Source organism: Glycomyces salinus, assembly GCF_016428645.1.
GTDB classification, from domain to species: domain Bacteria; phylum Actinomycetota; class Actinomycetes; order Mycobacteriales; family Micromonosporaceae; genus Glycomyces; species Glycomyces salinus.
Genome location: NZ_JAELXW010000081.1, coordinates 1 through 14,830, shown reverse-complemented (window position 1 = coordinate 14,830; position 14,830 = coordinate 1). Strand labels below are relative to the sequence as shown.

Annotated in this window: 15 protein-coding genes; 12 read left to right on the top strand and 3 right to left on the bottom strand. The window is 70.2% G+C overall.

The genetic code is table 11. The annotated features are described in order from the left end of the window. Positions 1 to 117 precede the first annotated feature (117 nt). The 4 genes from prcB (at position 118) to JFB92_RS18980 (ending at position 3,575) form a co-directional block, all read left to right on the top strand. Positions 118 to 954, top strand: a complete 837-nt coding sequence (prcB, locus tag JFB92_RS18995; RefSeq protein ID WP_199042494.1) for a proteasome subunit beta — start codon at positions 118 to 120, stop codon at positions 952 to 954. A gap of 17 nt (positions 955 to 971) precedes the next feature. After that, complete coding sequence (prcA, locus tag JFB92_RS18990; protein ID WP_199042491.1) at positions 972 to 1,736, top strand: proteasome subunit alpha; 765 nt, start codon at positions 972 to 974, stop codon at positions 1,734 to 1,736. A gap of 263 nt (positions 1,737 to 1,999) precedes the next feature. Further along, complete coding sequence (pafA, locus tag JFB92_RS18985) at positions 2,000 to 3,358, top strand: Pup--protein ligase (protein WP_199042485.1); 1,359 nt, start codon at positions 2,000 to 2,002, stop codon at positions 3,356 to 3,358. A gap of 7 nt (positions 3,359 to 3,365) precedes the next feature. Continuing rightward, the gene (locus JFB92_RS18980) at positions 3,366 to 3,575 is read left to right on the top strand and encodes a hypothetical protein (RefSeq protein WP_199042478.1); all 210 of its coding nucleotides are present in this window, start codon (positions 3,366 to 3,368) and stop codon (positions 3,573 to 3,575) included. 27 nt (positions 3,576 to 3,602) lie between these two features. On the opposite strand, the gene JFB92_RS18975 is transcribed toward JFB92_RS18980, so the two are convergent. Next, on the bottom strand, positions 3,603 to 4,697 hold the full coding sequence (locus JFB92_RS18975; RefSeq protein ID WP_199042477.1) for a DUF3866 family protein: 1,095 nt from the start codon (positions 4,695 to 4,697) through the stop codon (positions 3,603 to 3,605). Positions 4,698 to 4,771: 74 nt separating this feature from the next. Between JFB92_RS18975 and JFB92_RS25745 the strand changes: the two genes are divergently transcribed. From JFB92_RS25745 to tatC, 5 genes are all read left to right on the top strand, one after another. Next, complete coding sequence (locus JFB92_RS25745; protein ID WP_199042476.1) at positions 4,772 to 5,749, top strand: helix-turn-helix transcriptional regulator; 978 nt, start codon at positions 4,772 to 4,774, stop codon at positions 5,747 to 5,749. After that, positions 5,746 to 6,699: a helix-turn-helix transcriptional regulator gene (locus tag JFB92_RS18965; protein ID WP_199042475.1), complete on the top strand. Its 954-nt coding sequence runs from the start codon at positions 5,746 to 5,748 to the stop codon at positions 6,697 to 6,699. The genes JFB92_RS25745 and JFB92_RS18965 overlap by 4 nt, the downstream gene beginning before the upstream one ends. Continuing rightward, positions 6,696 to 6,905: a hypothetical protein gene (locus JFB92_RS18960; protein WP_199042469.1), complete on the top strand. Its 210-nt coding sequence runs from the start codon at positions 6,696 to 6,698 to the stop codon at positions 6,903 to 6,905. Before JFB92_RS18965 ends, JFB92_RS18960 begins: the two co-directional genes overlap by 4 nt. 221 nt (positions 6,906 to 7,126) lie before the next feature. Next, complete coding sequence (gene tatA, locus JFB92_RS18955) at positions 7,127 to 7,426, top strand: Sec-independent protein translocase subunit TatA (RefSeq protein ID WP_199042467.1); 300 nt, start codon at positions 7,127 to 7,129, stop codon at positions 7,424 to 7,426. Positions 7,427 to 7,455: 29 nt separating this feature from the next. After that, the gene (gene tatC / locus JFB92_RS18950; RefSeq protein ID WP_199042465.1) at positions 7,456 to 8,418 is read left to right on the top strand and encodes a twin-arginine translocase subunit TatC; all 963 of its coding nucleotides are present in this window, start codon (positions 7,456 to 7,458) and stop codon (positions 8,416 to 8,418) included. A 43-nt stretch (positions 8,419 to 8,461) separates the two neighbouring features. Here tatC and JFB92_RS18945 read toward each other — a convergent pair whose 3' ends face one another. Continuing rightward, positions 8,462 to 9,196, bottom strand: a complete 735-nt coding sequence (locus JFB92_RS18945; protein ID WP_199042457.1) for an HAD family hydrolase — start codon at positions 9,194 to 9,196, stop codon at positions 8,462 to 8,464. A gap of 98 nt (positions 9,197 to 9,294) precedes the next feature. Here JFB92_RS18945 and JFB92_RS18940 point away from each other — a divergent pair, with 98 nt between their 5' ends. After that, positions 9,295 to 12,027: a DEAD/DEAH box helicase gene (locus JFB92_RS18940; protein WP_199042455.1), complete on the top strand. Its 2,733-nt coding sequence runs from the start codon at positions 9,295 to 9,297 to the stop codon at positions 12,025 to 12,027. A 9-nt stretch (positions 12,028 to 12,036) separates the two neighbouring features. Here the strand turns inward: JFB92_RS18940 and JFB92_RS18935 are convergent, their stop codons facing one another. Continuing rightward, on the bottom strand, positions 12,037 to 12,933 hold the full coding sequence (locus JFB92_RS18935) for a 5'-3' exonuclease (RefSeq protein ID WP_199042447.1): 897 nt from the start codon (positions 12,931 to 12,933) through the stop codon (positions 12,037 to 12,039). 161 nt (positions 12,934 to 13,094) lie between these two features. Here JFB92_RS18935 and JFB92_RS18930 point away from each other — a divergent pair, with 161 nt between their 5' ends. Together JFB92_RS18930 and JFB92_RS18925 are read left to right on the top strand one after the other, a co-directional pair. Beyond that, positions 13,095 to 13,877, top strand: a complete 783-nt coding sequence (locus JFB92_RS18930; RefSeq protein ID WP_199042445.1) for a transporter substrate-binding domain-containing protein — start codon at positions 13,095 to 13,097, stop codon at positions 13,875 to 13,877. Positions 13,878 to 13,900: 23 nt separating this feature from the next. Further along, complete coding sequence (locus JFB92_RS18925; protein WP_372451666.1) at positions 13,901 to 14,683, top strand: amino acid ABC transporter permease; 783 nt, start codon at positions 13,901 to 13,903, stop codon at positions 14,681 to 14,683. The last annotated feature ends 147 nt before the right edge of the window (positions 14,684 to 14,830 follow it).

Sequence of the window (14,830 nt, the reverse complement as noted above, 5' to 3'; positions counted from 1 at the left end):
CATAGAGTGGCCTGGTGCGTCGGTCCGGTCGAATCCGGGTCCGGCACACCAGGTGCTCTATACCATCTACGGCTCCAAGCGGGCCGCACTTGCATATGGAAATAGGGAGGTCAAGTCGTGACAGGTGAAGGATTCCCAGGCAAGCTACCGAACGCATTTTTGACGGCTGGAACCTCCTCGTTCTCGGAGTTTCTGATCGAGGCCGCCCCCGAGCTGCTGCCCGGACGCCGCCCGCTTCCCCCGGGGGACTACACCGAGATGAGCGCGCACGCGACGACGATCGTGACGATCAAGACCGCCGACGGCGTGATCATGGCCGGCGACCGGCAGGCCACGGCGGGCAGCTTCGTCGCCAGCCGCGATATCGAGAAGGTCTTCGCGGCCGACGGCCACTCGCTGATCGGCATGGCCGGGACGGCCGGGCTCGGCGTCGAGCTGATCAAGCTCTACCAGGTCGAGCTGGAGCACTACGAGAAGATCGAGGGCGCCCCGCTGACCTTGAACGGCAAGGCCAACCGGCTGGCCTCGATGCTGCGGGGCAACCTCGGCATGGCCATGCAGGGCCTGGCGGTCGTCCCGATATTCGCCGGCTTCGACGTCGACGCCGAGGACCCCTCCCAGGCCGCGAAGATCTACAGCTTCGACGTCGTCGGCGGCGTCAACGAGGAGCGGGACTTCGAGTCGATCGGCTCGGGCTCGATCTTCGCCAAGGGCGCGTTGAAGAAGCGGTTCCGGCGCGGCATGAGCATCGACGAGGGCGTCAAGGTCGTCGTCGAGGCCCTCTACGACGCCGCCGAGGAGGACGTGGCCACCATCGGCCCCGACTTCACGCGCGACATCTACCCGGTGGTCATGACCGCCACCGCCGAGGGATCCAAGCGCCTCGGCGACGACACGATCGCCCAGATCTCGCGGGACATCATCGCCGCGCGCACCGAGAACCCTTACGGCTGAGGGGGAGGACCTAGGACATGGCCATGCAGTTCTACACCAGTCCCGAGCAGATCATGCGGGACCGGGCCGAATACGCCCGCAAGAACATCTCCCGGGGCCGCAACGTCGTGGTGCTCTCCTGCGCCGACGGGGTCCTGTTCGTCGCCGAGAACGTCTCCTCGGCCCTCCACAAGCTCTACGAGCTCTACGACCGCATCGGCTTCGCCGCCGTCGGCCGCTACAACGAGCTGGAGAACCTGCGGACGGCCGGGGTCAGGATGGCCGACCTGCGCGGCTACTCCTACGACCGGCGCGACGTGACCGCCTCCAGCCTGGCCAAGGCGTACGCCCAGACCCTGGGGGCGATCTTCTCCGAGCAGACCAAGCCCTTCGAGGTCGAGATCTGCGTCGCCGAGGTCGCCACCCGCCCCGAGGACGACGAGCTGTACCGCCTCACCTTCGACGGCTCGATCCTCGACGAACCGGGCCACCTGGCCATGGGCGGCCAGGCCGAGCACCTGCTGGAGGTCCTCAAGGACGGCCACAGCTACGAGGCGCCCCTGGCCGACGCGTTCGCGCTGGCCCTGCGCGCGCTCTCCAGCGACGGCAACGGCTCGCAGCGCGAGCTGACCACCGACGTGCTGGAAGTGGCCGTGCTCGAGCGGGCCGGCTCGGGCCGGGTCTTCCGGCGCATCACCGGGTCGGCCCTGGAGGACCTGATGCCGGCCGAGGAGGCCGAAACCGAATCATCCGACGAATCCGAGGAGTCCGGGTCCTCCCCGGGCGACGAAGGCGAGTCCTGACCGCTCCCCGGCGCCCCCTCTCGGGGCGCCGGGCGGCCGGTCCGCCGCGGGGGAGCGGCCGGCCGCATTGTTCGGCGCCGACCGGGTATCCGAACCGATCGGGAACCGCGTCGCCGCATCGAGCCGAACCACTCAAGTGGACGGTCGCATCCGATGCGACCGCGTCCCGACCAGAGCGATCAATTCCAAAGTGCCCGTCGCGTTCCGGCATCGTTCGACCGCGAGGGGTGTTCTCCTCAATCGAATCGGGGTAGGGTTTCGACATGGACAGGCGCATTTTCGGACTTGAGACCGAATACGGGGTCACTTGCACCTTCAGGGGACAGCGCCGCCTGTCTCCGGACGAGGTGGCCAGGTACCTCTTCCGCCGGGTGGTCTCCTGGGGCCGCTCCTCCAACGTGTTCCTGCGCAACGGCGCCCGCCTGTACCTCGACGTCGGATCCCACCCCGAATACGCCACTCCCGAATGCGACTCGGTCGAAGACCTGGTCCGCCACGACCGGGCCGGCGAACGCATTCTCGAAGGACTGATGATCGACGCCGAGAAGCGCCTCCACGACGAGGGCATCGCCGGCGACATATACCTGTTCAAGAACAACACCGACTCGGCGGGCAACTCCTACGGCTGCCACGAGAACTACCTGGTCAGCCGCCACGGCGAATTCGGCCGCCTGGCCGAGGTCCTCATCCCGTTCCTGGTCACCCGCCAGCTCATCTGCGGGGCCGGGAAGGTTCTCCAGACCCCTCGCGGAGCCCGCTACTGCCTCTCCCAGCGAGCCGAGCACATCTGGGAGGGCGTCTCCTCGGCCACCACGCGCTCGCGCCCGATCATCAACACCCGCGACGAGCCCCACGCCGACGCCGAGCGCTACCGCCGCCTCCACGTCATCGTCGGCGACTCCAACATCAACGAGATCACCACGATGCTCAAGATCGGCTCGGCCGACCTGGTGCTGCGCATGATCGAGACCGGCGTGACCATGCGCGACCTGACCCTGGAGAACCCGATCAGGGCCATCCGCGAGATCAGCCACGACACCACCGGCAAGCGCCTGGTCCGCCTGGCCTCCGGCCGCGAGGCCAGCGCCCTGGACATCCAGCGCGAATACCTCGAGAAGGCCATGGACTTCGTCGACCAGCGCGGCGCCGACGCGATCACCAAGCGCGTCCTGGAACTGTGGGGGCGGGTCCTCCAGGCCGTCGAGACCGGCGACCTCGACACCGTCTCCCGCGAGATCGACTGGGTCGCCAAGCTCAAGCTCATCGAGCGCTACCGCGAGAAGCGCGGCCTGGCCCTGTCGAGCCCCCGCGTCGCCCAGCTCGACCTGGCCTACCACGACATCCGCCGCGGCCGGGGCCTGCACCACCTCATGGAGTCCCGCGGCGAGGCCGACCGGCTCACCCACGACGTCGAGGTCTTCGAGGCCAAGGAGGTCCCCCCGCAGACCACCCGCGCCCGCCTGCGGGGCGAGTTCATCCGCCGCGCCCAGGACCGCCGCCGCGACTTCACCGTCGACTGGGTCCACCTCAAGCTCAACGACCAGGCCCAGCGCACGGTGCTGTGCAAGGACCCCTTCCGCTCCCGCGACGAGCGGGTCGACAAGCTCATCGCCAGCATGTGAGGCCACGATGAGCCAGACCGACCCGACCGATGACGGAGCCCGCGGCGGCCTGCGCGGCAGGTTCGACCCCGTCGAGCTCTACCACCGCCGCACCGCCAGGATCCGCGAGGAGATCGCCCGCAACCGCCGCGGCGAGTACACCGTCCCCACCTGGGTGCTCGCCCTCGCACTCGCGGGCGTGATCGCCCTGTGGGTGATCGTGCTCTTCGTGCTCTAGTCGCGCGAGAGCGCCAGCAGTGCCAATCTATGGCTCCGCAGGCGTCGCCAAGAGTGCCGCGTGCCGGCCGGCGGCGGCCTCGGCCACGAAGTACACCCGGTCGCGGTCCAGGCCCCGGCCCATGGTCGACAACCGCACCGGCAGCGCCTCCATCGCCTCGACCAGCCCCGAGCAGTCCACCTCCACCTGCCGGTGGCGGTCCGGCAACCGCGCCAACTGCGCCTTGATCTTCGACTCCAGCCCGGCCGGGAGCTCGTCGGGGACCGGAATGTCAGCCCCGGCCAGCGCGACCTTGCCGTAGGCGGTCATCGAGTGGTGCGAGATCCCGCGATGGCGCTCCCTGGCGTCGCCCTCGCTGATCCGCAGGCTGGCCACCGGCCGCCCGCCGAGCACGGCGCCGGCGTTGACCGCCTCTCCGGCCGCGGTGCCGGAGAAACCCCACACGGTGCCGGTCCCCAGATTCCCCGGGCCCTGGGCCACCACTGCGATGTCGGCCCCGCCGACCACCCGCGCGGCGATCAGCGCGTTGTGGATGTTCGTCGCCTCCAGGTCCCCGCCGAAGCACTGCCCGGCGGTCACCACCGTGCACAGCCGGTCGGCGAGGCTGTCGAGCTGGCGCGAGAACCACGCCGGCAGCGACCCGCCGTCGGTCATCACGTAGGCGACCTTCGCCTCGGGCACGGTCGCCTCGATCCCGGCCAGGATCGGCGCCAGCGCCGAATGCAGGTCGGCGACCACCACCGGCATCCCGTCGAGGCCATCGCAGGCCTCGACGGCCGCCCGGTGCGGTGAGTCGTCCTCGTCCACGGCCAGCCGCATCGCCTGCATCGGCGTGTAGCGGGCCTTGACGATGTGTCCCTCGGTCTCGCCGTCGGGCGGCAGCCGGTCCGGGACGGCGATCACCAGCGCGTAACCGCCGGTCCCCAGCCCCTTGGCGATGGCGTTGCAGTTCAACAGCACCCGGTCGCCGACCTCGGGCGACCCCACCAGCTCGTCGTAGGCCAGGCCCTTGCACGTGAAGGAAGACTCGCCTTCGCGCGCTTCGACCTCGACCTCCAGCTCGGTGCAGCCGCGCCACCCGCCGCGGCGGGCCCGGACCGTCCCGTAACGCCATCTGATCACGCCCGGACACTATCAAGGGCCCGACATGCTCGACCTGTGTGGCGCCGCCGCCGGCGACGGCATAATCTGGGCAGGTGTCGAACGAACGCACTGAACGGCTGGTGAACCTGGTGTTGTGCCTGCTGTCGTCGCGTCGGTTCCAGACGGCGACCAAGATCGCCCGGACCGTACCCGGCTACGAGCACGACCCGGAAGACAAGCGCGCCCACGAAGCGTTCCAGCGCAAGTTCGAACGCGACAAGGCCGAACTGCGCCGCATCGGCATCCCGCTCCAGTCCGGCGCCGACGCCTTCGCCGACGCCGAACCCGGCTACCGCATCGCCCGCGGCGACTTCGAGCTGCCGCAGATCGAGTTCACCGACGCCGAGGCCGCCGCCGTGGCCGCCGCCGCCCGCCTCTGGCGCCAGCCCGAACTCCAGTCCGGCTCGGCCGGGGCCCTGCGCAAACTCCGCGCCGCCGGCATCGACGTCGACACCCACGCCGAGACCGGCCCGGTCAAGACCCTCCCCGGCGCCGAGGCCGCGCTCTCGCCGCTGCTGGAGGCCGTCGCCTCCCGCCGCTCGGTCGCCTTCGACTACCTGGGGACCCGCGACGAGACCGCCCAGAAGCGGCGCCTCCAGCCCTGGGGCTGCGCGGCCTGGAAGGGCCGCTGGTACGTCGCCGGACACGACCTCGACCGCGACGCGCAGCGGGTCTTCAGGCTCTCGCGCATCACCGGCAAGGTCCGGCTGACCGGACCCGAGGACGCCTACACCATCCCCGAGGACGTCGACGTCCTCGCCTTCGCCTCCGAAGCCGAGCAGCACCAGCCGAGCATCCGCGCCCGCCTGCTGGTCCGCCCCCGCGCCGCCTGGGGAGTGCGCCGCCGCGCCGACCAGATCGGCCCCCGCCGCGCCGACGGCGACGAGGTCTGCTTCTCCTACACCGAGACGACCGACACCGCCCGCTGGCTGGCCTCCTTCGGGCCCGACGTGATCGTCCTCGAACCGCCCGAACTGGTCAAGGAGACCATCGCGTGCCTGCAGCACCTGGCAGAGGAGGACGACCGATGAGCCTCGGAGGCGACCGCCTGGCCCGACTGCTGAACCTCGTGCCCTACCTCGTCGCCCGCCCCGAGGGCGTCCCCATGGCCGACCTGGCCGCCGAGTTCGGCGTCACCGAGGCCCAGATGCAGTCCGACCTGACCCTGCTGTGGATGTGCGGCCTGCCCGGCTACGGGCCCGGCGACCTGATCGACATCGCCTTCGACGCCGACGCCGTCCGCGTCAACTTCGCCGCCGGCATGGACCGGCCGGTCCGGCTCGCCGGACACGAGGCCATGGCCCTGTCGGTCGCGCTCCGGGTCCTGGCCGACACCCCCGGGGTCGCCCAGCACGACGCGATCGCCTCGGCGTTGGAGAAGATCGCGGCCGCGGCCGGGTCCGATGCCGCCGAGGTCCCGGTCCGCCAGACTGTGGCCGAGGACGACGTCGAGCGCTACGCCGCCCTGGTCGCCTCCGGTCGGGCCGCCCGCATCACCTACTACTCGGCCAGCCGCGACACCACCTCCGAGCGCGTCATCGACCCCATCGAGGTCGTGGCCGCCGAGGGCCACGCCTACCTGCGGGCCTGGTGCCGCACCGCCGGGCAGGTCCGGCAGTTCCGGCTCGACCGCATCGACGCGTGCGCGCGCCTGGAGGAGCCCGCCGAGCCGCTGCGGAAGAGCCCCGAGGCCGCGCCCACGGCGTTCCTGGAGTCGGAGCTGCCGTTGATCGAGCTGCGCCTGGGGCCCGGCGCCAAGTGGATCACCGACGCCTACCCCTACGAGCAGGTCACCGGTGAGGCCGACGGCTGCCGGCGGGTGACCATGCGCGCCCGCGACCTCGACTGGGCCCGCCGGTTCGTGCTCGGCCTGGGCGGCGAGGCGCGGGTCCTGGCCCCCGCCGAGCTGCGCGAAGCGGTCAAGGACACCGCCAGGGCCGCCCTTGACCGCTACGCTGACATCGATACACTGTCGCAATGATCTGGGCTATATCGGGCGCACTGGCACTGGCCGGGCTGATCCTGCTGGCCGTGGCCGCGATCAGGTTGCTGGTGCGCGTGCGCGAACTCAACAGCGGCGTCGACCGGCTCAAGGACCGCGCCGACCAGGCGCAGGAGCTCCAGGAGCGCCTCAACGCCACCATGGCCGACGCGCAGCGACTGGCGGACGAACTTCCCGGGAAGTGACACTCGCCGGTCACTTGTGCCACATTCTGATAAAGATCAACGAACCCCGAGGTTCCAGTGTTGACGAGGCCCTGGCAGGTCGGTCATGCTTGTGCGGCTCGAACGATCCCGGGTTTCGACCCCGCGACGGCTGACGGCCGCCCCACGGGCTCTGTGGCCGGCGGCGATCGAGGGGCATACGATGGTTAACGTCACTGACATAACTCCGGAGGGACCGAATCATGGGCGCTTTGAAACCCTGGCACATCATTGTTCTTGTCGTCGTGATCCTGCTGCTGTTCGGTTCCAGGAAGCTTCCGGACATGGCCAGGGGCCTGGGCCGCTCCATGCGCATCCTCAAGTCCGAGACCGAGCAGATGAAGAAGGACGGCTCGAACCCCGAGTCCGACAGTGACGACCGCGCCGAGCCCAAGCACTCGCGTGAGTCGCTGGAACCGCCTTCGTCCGTGAATGACGAGGTCATCGAGGGCGAACCCGTCCGCAATCAGTCGGAGCAGCCCGACCGCAAACAGACGTACTGAGCCTCCGAGCCACTTAGTCGAAGGCGAATATGGCTCTGAAACCCCGGCGGGAAGGCAGACGCAAGAGCAGGTTCCAACGTGCCGCAGACGGCTCCATGACGCTCATGGAGCACCTGATGGACCTGCGCAACCGCCTCATGATCGCGGTGATCGTGATCCTGGTGGGCACGGCGCTCGGTATGGTCTTCGCGGAGGAGGTCATTCAATTCCTCTCCGATCCGTACTGCAACTCGCTCGCTTCGGCGAACGAGTCCGGTGAGACCGGAACGTGTCAGGCGGTCCTGAACTCGCCGATCTCCCACATCGCCCTGTATCTGAAGATCTCGCTGTACATGGCGCTGGTGGGCACGTCCCCGGTGTGGCTCTACCAGCTGTGGGCGTTCATCGCCCCCGGCCTCCACCGCAACGAGCGCCGGTACGCCTACATGTTCATCGGCATCGCCGCGCCCCTGTTCCTGGCCGGCGCGGTCCTGGCCTACTTCGTGGTCGCCCACGGCATCGAGTTCATCATGCTGCTGGCGAGCGCGGACTTCGTGATCCTGTTGAACCTCGAGGATTACATCAACTTCTACCTGTCGGTGATGGTCGTCTTCGGGGCCGGGTTCGAGTTCCCGCTGATCATGCTGATGCTCAACGTCATCGGCCTGGTCACCGCGAAGCGCATGCTCGGCTGGTGGCGGATCGTGGTGCTGATGAGCTTCGTCTTCACCGCGATCTTCACCCCCACGCCCGACCCGTTCGGGATGACCGCGCTGGCGATCGCCATGCTCATCCTCTACCTGGCCGCCTGCGGCATCGCCCACCTCAACGACAAGCGCCGCGGTATCAACGCCGACGAGGACCTCTCGGACGAGGAGGCCGGCGACATCGGCGAGGCCGAGGATGTCGGCGCGTCCGACTCGGTCGGCCCGGACGACCTCGACGACGACGGGGAACCGGTGCGCCGCAACCGGCTCGGCCGACGTGTCGACGGATTCGACGACATCACCTGAGCCCGGCGGGGCTTAGAGAAGTACTAGCGGTTCGGGCCGGGGCTCAGCACCCGGCCCGGACCAGTCTCAGGACCGCGTCCAGGCCCACCGCCAGCCCCGGCTCGGTGTGCGGCAGCAGGTAGCAGCGGGCGCCGATCCGGGAGGCCCCGGCGTCGGCCAGGGAGTCCCCGACCATCAGTACCCGGCTCGGCTCGACGTCGAGGGCGTGGCAGGCGGCGTAGAAGATCTTCTCGTCGGGCTTGCAGAAGCCGACCTCGTAGGACAGGATCCACACGTCGATGAACCGGTCGATGCCCAGGTGCCGCAGCACCGGCCTGGCGTCGAAACCGATATTGCTGACCAGCGCGATCGGGTAGCCCTGCGCCTTGAGCGACATCAGAGTCGAGACGGTGTCGGCGAAGGCCACCCAGCCCTCGGGGGAGGAGAGCCGGTCGTACAGGGCCCCGGCCAGGCCCTCGAACACGCCGTGGGCCTGCTCGGCCAGGGAGGTGAAGGCGATCCGGTGGGACTCCTCGTCCAGGTCGCGGTCGGCCCAGGCGTCGGCGAAGTGCGGGCGCACGCGGGCCTCCAGGCCCGAGCCCAGCCAGCCCTGGGCGCCGATGGCGTCGGCCAGGGCCGTGGCCGACAGCCCGGAGAGCTTCCTCCCGCACGCCTCGGCGGCCAGTGAGACCGACCTGGTCAGAGGTTCGAGCTGCGCGAGCGTGCCGTGGAAATCGAACAGGACCGCCTCGACGGTGCGGCCCCCCTCATCGTCGCCTGGTGAGGAATCCTGATGCACAAACGGACGATACCTGGCCGTGTAGGCGTCGTCACAACCGGGTGAGCTCGGCGGTTGCCGCAGTCCTCTTGTCCGCCCTAGCTACTAGGCTTGGCCCCATGGTGCCTTCCACCGGCGACGTTCCCTTTGCCGACGACCGATCCCCGTCCCAGCGCTACGCCGCCGCGGGAGCCAGGAGGCAGTGGCCCGAGGCCGCCGTCTTCGGCGAGTCCTACCCGTTCGAGCTCGACGACTTCCAGGTCCGGGCCTGCCGCATCCTCGAGGACGGCCACGGGGTGCTGGTGTGCGCCCCGACCGGGGCCGGCAAGACCGTGGTGGGGGAGTTCGCCGTCCACCTGGCCCTGGCCGAGGGCGCCAAGTGCTTCTACACCACGCCGATCAAGGCCCTGTCGAACCAGAAGTTCCACGACCTGGTCGAGACCCACGGCGCCGACCGGGTCGGGCTGCTGACCGGCGACACGGTCATCAACGGCGAGGCCCCGATCGTGGTCATGACCACCGAGGTCCTGCGCAACATGATCTACGCCGGCTCCCCGACCCTGCGGGGCCTGCGCTACGTGGTCATGGACGAGGTCCACTACCTCGCCGACCGGTTCCGCGGCGCGGTCTGGGAGGAGATCATCATCGAGCTGCCCCAGGAGGTGCGGGTGGTGAGCCTGTCGGCCACGGTCTCCAACGCCGAGGAGTTCGGCGACTGGCTCAAGAGCGTGCGCGGCTCGACCGAGGTCGTCGTCTCCGAGATCCGCCCGGTGCCGCTGTGGCAGCACATGATGGTCGGCGGGGCGCTGCTGGACCTGTTCGAGCCCGACGGGGACCGCGTCTCCAAGGAGCTGCTGAGGAAGGACCAGCGCTCACGCGAGCGCGGCGAGCGCCAAGGGGGCCGCCGCCGGGGACGCCAGTTCGTCGACCGCGGCCGGGCCGTTTCGCGCCTGGACCAGGCCGGGCTGCTGCCGGCGATCTACTTCATCTTCTCGCGCGCCGGCTGCGACGCCGCCGTCGACGAGTGCGTCCGGGCCGGGCTGCGCCTGACCGACGCCGCCGAGCGGGACCGCATCGTCGACTACGCCACCGCCTCCTGCGCCCACATCGACCCGGCCGACCTCGAGGCGGTCGGCTTCGACCGCTGGCTGGAGGGCCTGGGGGCCGGGATCGCGGCCCACCACGCCGGGCTGCTGCCGGTGTTCAAGGAGGTCGTCGAGAAGCTGTTCGAGCGCGGCCTGCTCAAGGTCGTGTTCGCGACCGAGACGCTCGCGCTGGGCATCAACATGCCGGCCCGCACGGTGGTGCTGGAGCGCCTGATCAAGTACGACGGCTCCGACCACGTCATGCTCACCCCCGGCCAGTACACGCAGCTGACCGGCCGGGCCGGGCGGCGCGGGATCGACATCGAGGGCCACGCGGTCACCGTCTGGGCCGAGGACATCCGCCCCAAGGAGGTCGCCGGGCTGGCATCGAGGCGCACCTACCCGCTGAACTCGTCGTTCGCCCCCTCCTACAACATGGCCGTCAACCTCATCGCCGCCGCCGGGGTCGACCGGGCCTTCGAGGTCCTGGCCTCCTCGTTCGCGCAGTTCCAGTTCGACGCCGAGGCCGTCCACATCGCCGAGCAGGCCCGTGCGATGGCGCGCAAGTCGGCCGAGGAGGCCGAGGGCGCCGCCTGCGACCGGGGCGACTTCCTGGCCTACTACGAGTTGACCCAGTCCCTGGCCCAGGCCGAGCGGCGCGCGCAGAAGCGCCGCAAGGGCGCCAGGCGCGACCAGGCTCGCAGCACCCTCGCCGAGCTGCGCGTCGGCGACGTGGTGTGGATTCCGCGCGGCAAGCGCACCGGCTGGGCGGTGTTCCTGCGCCGGTCCAGCCACCCCAAGGCCGGCCATGACCCGCGCTGGACGGTCGTGACCGCCGACGGCTGGGCCGGGAGCCTGGACACCTCGGCCTTCGACGGCGGGGTGGAGGTCGCCTCCCGGGTGCGGGTGCCCAAGCGCTTCAACCGCAAGGACCCGCGCGAGCGGGCCGACCTGGCCTCGTCCCTGCGGGAGGCCACCAAGGGCCTGGAGCGGCCCTCGCGGCGCGGCGGGGCCCCCGAGACCCCCGAGATCGCCCGGCTCCGCGACGAGGTCAAGGCCCACCCGTGCCGGACCTGCCCGGACGCCGGCCGGCACACCGTGCACGCCTCCCGGTGGTCGCGGCTGCACCGCGAGGAGGAGAACCTGCGCAAGCGGGCCGGGCGCCGCGAGCACTCGCTGGCGCGGCAGTTCACCGCGGTCCGCGAAGTCCTATCCGAATTTGGATATCTCGACGGCGAGGCAGTGACGATGCCGGGGCGCCTGCTCCGCAACATCTTCTGCGAGACCGACCTGCTGGTCGCCCAGTGCCTGCGCGACGGCGTCTGGGAGGGCCTGGATGCCGCGGCGATGGCCGCGATCGCCTCCACGGTCATCTACGACTCGCGGTTCGAGGAGGACGAGTTCTTCGTGGCCGTGCCGGGGCCGATCAACGAGGCGGTGGCCGCGACCGGCCGCCGCTGGGAGGCCATCCGGCGGGCCGAGAACTCGCGCGGGCTGTCGCTGACGGCCAAGCCGCAGCTGGGCCTGGCCTGGCCGATCTACCGGTGGACGCGCGGCGAGGAGCTCTCCAAGGCCCTGGCGGCCTCGGACGGGCCCTGGCCGATGCCCGGCGGGGACTTCGTGCGCTGGGCGCGCCGGACTGCCGACCTGCTCCACCAGGTGGGGACCACCGCCCGCCAGATCGGCACTCCCGGGTCGAACGGCCTGGCCGACGCCGCCTTCGAGGCGGTCGAGGCGATCCGCCGCGGCGTCGTCGCCGACGTGTGAGTGCGAGTCTTAGGCGGCCAGGGCCTCGTCGAAGCGGCGCAACGCCGACTCGACGCCCCACTGCCCGGCCAGGGCCGCGACCTCGCCGGGGTCGGCCGGTGCGGTCGGCAGGGCCGAGTCGACCAGCGGCAGTTCGACGTCGTCGACGACCGTGGAGACCTTGAGCGCCCGCTCCAGATAGTCGCCGGCCTCGCCGATCGCCTGACGCTGGCGCGCGGGCATCTCGGAGGCCTCGGCGGCGGCCGCGGCGCGGATCCCGGCCACGCCGCCGTAGGTGTTGACCAAGGTGACGGCGGTCTTGGCGCCGACGCCCTTGACTCCCGGCAGGCCGTCGGACGGGTCGCCGCGCAGCACCGCGAAGTCGACGTAGTGCTCGGGGGAGACCCCGAACTTGGCGGTCACGGCCTCGGCGTCGAACAATTCCGCCTTGGATATCCCGCGAGCGAGGTATACGACGGTGCGGGCGCGCTCATCGTCGACCAACTGGAACAGGTCCCGGTCGCCGGTCACGATCGCCACCGGCTCGGCCGTGCGCGCCGCGAGCGTGGCGATCACGTCGTCGGCCTCGAAGTCCGGATGGGAGGCCGTGGCCACCCCCAGCGCCGGCAGCAGCCGCTCGATCGCGTCCACCTGCTCGTCGAGGCCCTCCGGGGTGTCCTCGGTGCCGTCCTCGGCGACCCGGGCGGCCTTGTACTCGCCGATCAGGTCGGTGCGCCATGAGGGGCGCCAGTTGCCCTCCAGGCAGCACACCATGCCGGTGGGGGAGAAGCGCTTGGACAGCACCGCCAGGCCGTCGAAGAATCCGCGCACGGCGCCCGAGCGGGCCCCGCCGGGGGACTTGATGGAGGACGGCAGCGCGTAGTAGGCCCGGTACCACAGCGAAGCGGCGTCGATGAGCATGAGCATGCCCCACACTGTCTCACGTGGGTACGACCCCGCGTGCGAACGCGGTCGGCCCGCGTCCCATAATTCGAAACCTGCTGCAATGCCCGGCGGGTGCCGCGACGATGGTCAGAGCCGACCCCGAAGACCGGTACCCGTCCACATCGAAATTGAGGAGCATCCCGGTGAAAACCATCGCCCGCCTTGCCGCCGCCACCTTGGCCCTGACCGGGTCCGGGCTCGCCGCGGCCTGCTCATCCGACTCCGGCGAAGACGAGACCCTGACCGTCTGCACCAACGTCCCCTTCGTCCCGTTCGAGTCCAGGGAAGGCGACGAGTACGTCGGCTTCGACATGGACCTGATGGACCTGCTGGCCGAACGGCTCGACCAGACGGTCGAGGTCGTCGAGATCGACTTCGACGCGATCCAATCCGGCGCCGCGCTCAACAACAACACCTGCGACATCGCCGCGGCCGGGCTCTCCATCACCGAGGAGCGCCAGGAGGCCATGGGCATGTCCCAGGCCTACTACCGCGCCGACCAGTCGCTGGCCGCGCCCGCGGACTCCGGCGTCGCCTCCCTCGACGACCTCGACGGCGTCCAGGTCGGCGTCCAGACCGCCACCACCGGCGAGGCGTACGCCAACGACATCGCCGACCAGTACGGGTTCGAAGTCCGCTCCTTCGACAACATGGGCGACATCGCCTCGGCGCTGTCCACGGACACCGTCCAGGCATCCATCGCCGACGTGGGCCCGACCAACGCGATGGTCGAGGACACCGAGGGACTGGCGCTGATCGAGACGTTCGAGACCGACGAGCACTACGCCTTCGCCGTCCAGAAGGACGACACTGAACTGCTCGACGAGGTCGACGCCATGCTCGACGAGGCGTTCGAGGACGGCACCTACGCCGAGATATACGAGAAGTGGATCGGCGAGCCCTACACCGAGGGCGCCGTCGAGTAGTGGCCGCCGCGACCCGAACCAGGATGTCGCCGCGCAAGCGGCGGCTCCTGGCCCGCACTGTCCAGTCCGCGCTCGCCCTCGCGGTCTTGGCGGCGGCCGCGGTCCTCGCCGACTGGGGCCGCATCGCCGACCAGTTCCTGCGCACCGACATCGCCGCCGACATGTTCCCGGAGGTGTGGACCGCCTTCGGCAACACCGTGGTCTACACCATCCTGGCCTTCTGCTTCGGCATGGTCGTCGGCGTCCCGATCGCGCTCATGCGAACCTCGAGCTTCGCCCCCTACCGGTGGTTCGCCACCGCCTATGTCGAACTGTTCCGCGGCCTTCCGGCCCTGCTGGTGCTGTTCCTGGTCGGTTTCGGCCTCCCCCTGGCGTTCCCGGGCATCCAGTACCCCGGCGGCGTCTACGGCCAGGTCGCCCTCGGGCTCGGCCTGATCTCCTCGGCCTACATCGCCGAGAGTGTCCGCGCCGGCATCCAGGCAGTCCCCAAAGGACAGATCGAGGCCGCCCGGTCGCTGGGCATGAGCCACACCCGCACCATGGTGACCGTCGTGCTGCCCCAAGCCCTGCGCATCGTCGTCCCGCCGCTGACCAACGAGCTGGTGCTGCTGACCAAGGACTCCAGCCTCGTGTACGTCCTCGGCGTCACCACCTCGACCATGGAGCTGACACGGGTCGCCCGCGACGCGCTGAGCGCCGAGGCCAACGCCACGCCGCTGGTGGTCGGCGGCCTGCTCTACCTGCTGCTGACCGTGCCGCTGTCGATCCTGGCCCGGCGCCTGGAGAATCGGAGTGACCGCAATTGACTTCTTCCGCTCCCTTCCGGGAGGGGGTTCCGCCCATCGCTGGGAGGTGTTTCCTGTTTCGACGACAGTCGCCCGCACGCTAGGAGCGTTTGGGTCTTACACCGTCTCCGCAGGCTGCAACGGCCAGCCCGGCCGCCAGAATGTTCT